We start from the raw sequence: 3,786 nt of genomic DNA, 5'->3' as shown, positions 1-3,786 counted from the left end.
TTTCAGGGGGGCACCGGTGGGCTTCGCCGCCGCGGCGCCGGAGGCGGCGGCCGCGGCCGGGGCAGGGGCGGGGGCGGCCGCATCCGCCTTCGTGTCCGCCGACGGCCCGCAGCCCGCGAGGACCAGCGCACCCGCCGCGAGCGCGAGACCCGCTCCGCGCAGGTTCCGGTGACGTTCCATGGACGACCCCTCCCGACATGCCGATCCACCACCTCGCAGATGCAAGGTGACCGGCCCCCTGGTGGCGAAAATGCCGTGCGCAACATACAGGAAGACCTGCATCTGCCCCAGGCTGCGCGAACCGCCCTGGCGCATCGCCCGAAGCGGCCCGCCGCAACCCCCGGAAAACGGCCCGGACCCTTGGCGGAAACACCCGGGCCGGCCGGGAATTCGGGGCCGGCGGAGCCGGCGGCGATGATGGGGACCCGCGTACGGATCAGTACGGACCACCCGGTACACGAAGCAGGAGCACCGCCCATGGCACGTCGGGTACACCAGCCACTGGAGAACCAGGAGTTCGACTTCATCCTCGGGATGGCCGAGGGGCCGGTTCTCGCCTACTTCGTCGGGACGTGGCCCAAGGCCCTGGAGCCCTGCCGGGCGATGGACGCGCTCGTGGCCGAGGCGGCCGAGGAGTACGGCCCGCGGCTGACCGCCGTCCGCACCGACATGACCCGCTGCCCCGGGCCGACCAGGCGTTTCGAGGTGGCCGGGGCGCCCACCGTGGTCCTCGTGAAGGAGGGCGCCGCCGTGGCGAGCCACGCCGGGGCGATGAGCCGCGCGGAGCTCCGGGAGTTCCTGGAGGCCCATCTCTGAGCGCTCCGGCGGCCCGTGGGCCGCCCGGGTCCAAAGTGGGCTATCTGGCCGAAACTGGCATAGGTCAGATAGGTGCCTAGGGCATGTAATGGATTCCGGCGAGACGGACCCACGGAACCATGCTTACGAGGTGCTGCATGTCAGAGACCGTTGCCTTCCCCCAGGACCGAACCTGCCCCTACCACCCGCCGGCCGCCTACGATCCGCTCCGTGAGGGCAAGCCGCTCTCCCGGGTCACCCTCTTCGACGGCCGCTCGGTCTGGGTGGTCACCGGCCACGCCGAGGCCCGCGCCCTGCTCTCCGACGGACGCCTGTCGTCCGACCGGCGCAACGAGGCCTTCCCCTCTCCCACGAAGCGGTTCAAGGGGCTGCAGAACCGCCGCACGGCGCTGCTCGGCGTCGACGACCCCGAGCACAACGCCCAGCGCCGGATGCTCATCCCGAGCTTCACCCTCAAGCGGACCGCGGCCCTGCGGCCCGCCATCCAGGAGACCGTGGACCGGCTGATCGACGAGATGGTCGCCCGGGGCCCGCGGGCCGAACTGGTCAACGACTTCGCCCTGCCCGTCCCCTCGATGGTGATCTGCTCCCTGCTCGGAGTCCCGTACGCGGACCACGAGTTCTTCGAGGCCGAGTCGCGGCGGCTGTTGCGCGGGCCGGAGCTCGCCGACGTGGAGGACGCCCGGGACCGGATCAACGGCTACCTGGCCGATCTGATCGAACGCAAGCGCACCGACCGGGGCGACGGGCTGCTGGACGAGCTCATCGCCACCCGCCTGGAGACCGGTGGGACCGATGTCGAGGAGCTGGTCTCCCTGGCCGCGATCCTGCTGGTCGCGGGCCACGAGACCACCGCGAACATGATCTCGCTCGGTACGTTCACCCTGCTGCGTCACCCGGAGCAGCTGGCCGAGCTGCGCGCCGACCCCTCGCTGATCACGGTGGCGGTGGAGGAGCTGATGCGGTTCCTGTCGATCGCGGACGGGATGCTCCGGGTGGCCACCGAGGACATCGAGGTCGGCGGGGAGACCATCCGCGCGGACGACGGGGTGGTCTTCTCCACCTCCGTGATCAACCGGGACGCGGCGGTGTTCGAGGAGCCGGACGCACTGGACTGGCACCGCTCCGCCCGCCACCACGTCGCGTTCGGTTTCGGCATCCACCAGTGCCTCGGGCAGAACCTGGCCCGGGCCGAGATGGAGATCGCCCTGGGGACGCTGTTCGAGCGGCTGCCCGGACTGCGGCTGGCCGCCGACCCGGACCGCATCCCGTTCCGACCCGGCGACACCATTCAGGGCATGGTCGAACTCCCCGTGGCATGGTGAGGGGCATGTCGCCACAGCGCATCGACATCGACACGGCCGTCTGCATCGGCGCCGGGCAGTGTGCCCTGACGGCGCCGGACGTGTTCACGCAGGACGACGACGGCTTCAGCCAGGTGCTCCCGGGCCGGGAGGACGGCAACGGCAGCCCACTGCTGCGCGAGGCCGCCCGCGCCTGCCCGGTCGCCGCCATCAGCATCCGGGAGGCACCGACGGAGTAGCGGCGCGGGCGGAGCAGCGGCGCGGGCGGAGCCGCCGTCCGCCACCGCCGCGCGGGAGCCCGTACGGCTCAGAACAGGGCGACGGCCCGGCGCTCCAGCTCCAGCGAGCGGTCCACCTGTTCGGCGCACTCGTCGAACAGGGTCCGCCGCCGGGCCGCGTCGGCGTCCGGCTCGGCCGTACGGGCCAGGTCCGCGAGGCGTGACCAGTGCCGGGCGGAGTCCCGCAGGAGGGCGGCCGCCTCCGGCCGTCCGGCGAGGTCGAGGAAGTCGGCGTACAGCGGCCGGGTGGCGCCCGGGGCGGTCCACTCCTCCTCCAGGCAGGCGTACAGCCGTCCGGTGCCGGCGCGGAAGAGCTCCGCGGAGCCGCCGAAGCGGCGTTCCCAGCCCGTCGCGGCGGTCCGGTCGCGCAGCTGCGCGGCCAGCTTCTCCATGCCGGTGAAACCGAAGTTGACGTCGAAGTGGTTGCCGAGCACCGGCCCGGTGAGGCGGGCGGCGGTCGCGGCGATCGCCCCCTCCACGTCCGGCTCGTCCTCGGGCGGCCCGGTGGGCACGATCAGCTGGTGGCGGCCCTTGCGGTGCGCGGTCCACGCCGCACCGAACTCCTCGCGGTCGATCCGGTACGGGGCCTTTGCGCCGTCCTCGATCAGCAGGTCGTCGCCGTCGTACCCGGCGATGACGACGGTGTGCGGGTCGGCGCCCGTCAGCTCGGCGTCGGCGTCGGCCTCGTGCCAGGGCAGCGAGGACCGGTCGACGACGCAGAAGGCGGGCTGACCGCCGTCGAGCGCGGCACGCACCCTGCCCCAGCGGGGCTTGGTGGCGCGCGTGGCGTCGTAGGGGATGTGCAGGCGCCGCAGCGCGACCTGCACCCAGGGCTCGGGATGGGCCTGCGCGACGATCGTCGCGATGGGCGCCCGGCCGGCGTACTCGAACACGAAGTACATGAAGCCGATCCCGCCGGCCAGGCCCGCGATCAGCTCCTCGTCGTGGGCGCTGCCCAGGGCGTGGCGGATCAGGGAGGCCTCGCGGTGGCGTCCGGTCCCGAAGTCTTCGTACACGAGCACAGTCATGCGATCAGCCTATCCGTGCACACTCCATGGACCCGACGGCGACTTCCTGTACAGTTGTCCAGGAAATCAGGTCTAGGGAGGTTGCCCCGTGCACACGGTCGCTCAGGTCCTCATCGGCGTCGTCGGCGCTCTGCACGTGTACTTCCTGGTGCTGGAGATGTTCCTGTGGCAGCGGCCGCCCGGCCGGGCCCTGTCGGGCTTCGACGAGGAGCTCGCGCGCCGCACCGCACCGCTCGCCGCCAACCAGGGCCTCTACAACGGCTTCCTGGCCGCCGGACTCGTCTGGTCGCTGGTCATCGACTCGCTCGCCACACAGATCTTCTTCCTCGTCTGCGTGATCGTCGCCGGGCTGTACGGGGC

The 3,786-nt window shown here is 72.2% G+C and carries 5 protein-coding genes and 1 pseudogene; 4 read left to right on the top strand and 2 right to left on the bottom strand.

Annotation, left to right across the window (positions count from 1 at the left end):
* Positions 1–180: pseudogene (locus ACFXA3_RS38175) on the bottom strand (hypothetical protein); the annotation flags it as partial.
* Between the two features lie 297 nt (positions 181–477).
* Here ACFXA3_RS38175 and ACFXA3_RS38170 point away from each other — a divergent pair.
* From ACFXA3_RS38170 to ACFXA3_RS38160, 3 genes are all read left to right on the top strand, one after another.
* On the top strand, positions 478–816 hold the full coding sequence (locus tag ACFXA3_RS38170; protein WP_385195200.1) for a thioredoxin family protein: 339 nt from the start codon (positions 478–480) through the stop codon (positions 814–816).
* Positions 817–953: 137 nt separating this feature from the next.
* Entirely contained in the window at positions 954–2,141 is a 1,188-nt protein-coding gene (locus ACFXA3_RS38165) for a cytochrome P450 (protein WP_385195198.1), read from the top strand.
* A 5-nt stretch (positions 2,142–2,146) separates the two neighbouring features.
* Positions 2,147–2,359, top strand: coding sequence for a ferredoxin (locus ACFXA3_RS38160; RefSeq protein WP_385195196.1), 213 nt, complete (start codon positions 2,147–2,149; stop codon positions 2,357–2,359).
* Between the two features lie 68 nt (positions 2,360–2,427).
* On the opposite strand, the gene ACFXA3_RS38155 is transcribed toward ACFXA3_RS38160, so the two are convergent.
* Complete coding sequence (locus ACFXA3_RS38155; RefSeq protein ID WP_385195194.1) at positions 2,428–3,426, bottom strand: BtrH N-terminal domain-containing protein; 999 nt, start codon at positions 3,424–3,426, stop codon at positions 2,428–2,430.
* 88 nt (positions 3,427–3,514) lie between these two features.
* Here ACFXA3_RS38155 and ACFXA3_RS38150 point away from each other — a divergent pair.
* Positions 3,515–3,786 (top strand): DUF1304 domain-containing protein (locus tag ACFXA3_RS38150; protein ID WP_385195192.1); only part of this gene is annotated, 272 nt, incomplete at its 3' end.

Source organism: Streptomyces sp. NPDC059456 (assembly GCF_042750055.1).
Classification (GTDB): domain Bacteria; phylum Actinomycetota; class Actinomycetes; order Streptomycetales; family Streptomycetaceae; genus Streptomyces.
Note: the sequence above shows the minus strand (reverse complement) of the source record. Positions and strands in the feature narration are given on the sequence as shown.